The following is a 1,331-nucleotide window of genomic DNA, read 5'->3' as shown; positions in this document are numbered from 1 at the left end:
GTCAGATTTGGGACTTGTTTTTGTTTGAGCTAAACGCCAACCAAGCATCTTCAGCTTTAGGATCACTAGGAACTTGTTTTTGCATTAAAATCACCCCATCTGCAAAATCAATAATCCCATACTGCTGATTTTGAGATAAATTTTCCACCAAAGTAAATAAATCTTTGAGAAGTTCTCGCTCCTGTCGAAAAGCTACTTGATATTGTTGTAATTGCCACAGATCTGCGATCGCATAATCTACTGTAATGATTTGCCGTTCATCGTTACGTAATTGTAATGCTGGCAGACGGATAATTTGCCTACGGTTGGAAAGGTGGGGAATTAGGTAGGTTGTGGCAGAGACACTGGCATTTGGGGGAATTTTTGCCAGTAACGGGCGCATCTGGGCAACATGGTGCCATTGTTGGAATAAGGATATATGTACCCAGGGATTGAATGAATCTGGTAAAAGAAAATAAAAAGCTCGATTTAAGCTCGAAGTACTCGAAGTAAAGGAAAATAAGAGGGAAATACTGATACAAACTGCCCAAAAACGGCGGAATGTAGGTTTAAATACTTTTGTATGTCTCGACCACCACAAAATTCCTCCGTAAAATAGCCCTGGTACAACCGTTAGGGCATAACGGGCATTGATGGCTAATACGGTTTTACCTTGGGCTAGAAACAGCTTGAGTAAGGGAAAACCAGCAATTGCCCAAGCTGGAGGAGAAATTGCGGGAACGAAAGCTAAGGGCAGCCAGTGTCCGAGTAAATACTTAATTGTTTGGTCAAATGGTGTAAATAATTCTCTGAGTAAGCGCCAGGGATTCTTAATCATGCCCCACATAATATCCAAAGTAGAAGCTTGATTTCCTTCGGCATATTGTCCAAATCTTTCCAAGGTAAATCTCCGGGAAACATCCTCGGAAAATAAGGGCATAATGGCATTAGTTAATATCATTATGTAACCAAAGCTGAGGGTACATACAGCTAACCCTGCACGGGGGAATCTTTGGCTGAGAATCATGTAAACCCCTACACTAAATAAACCCACCCCGGCATCTTCCCGCACAGCTAAAATAAAAATCGCCATTAACCAAAACCATGACCATTGGCGTTTTTCCATTGCTAAGAGCAAACTAAAAACAAACAAAGGGATTTGGCTGATATCGTGAAAATTACTTAAAGTGGGGCCCAATACGGCATTAGCAGCGTAAAAACTACCAGCGATCGCTACTGATAATTTCGGTTCTAGATATTGTCTTGCTAATAAATACAATACCAGCCCCGCACTACTAATTAACACTATTTGTAAAGTTGCTAAAGTCGCAGCGTTGGGAAACAGAGCCCCC

Annotated in this window: 1 protein-coding gene; it reads right to left on the bottom strand. The window is 41.4% G+C overall.

Annotated elements, in window-relative coordinates; genetic code table 11:
* Nucleotide 1: 1 nt before the first annotated feature.
* The coding region (locus F6K52_RS36375; RefSeq protein ID WP_293090096.1) for a DUF2079 domain-containing protein at nucleotides 2–1,331 on the bottom strand (1,330 nt) is incomplete at its 5' end.

Origin of the sequence: Moorena sp. SIO3H5 (assembly GCF_010692395.1) — a bacterium.
Lineage (GTDB): Bacteria > Cyanobacteriota > Cyanobacteriia > Cyanobacteriales > Coleofasciculaceae > Moorena.
Note: the sequence above shows the minus strand (reverse complement) of the source record. Positions and strands in the feature narration are given on the sequence as shown.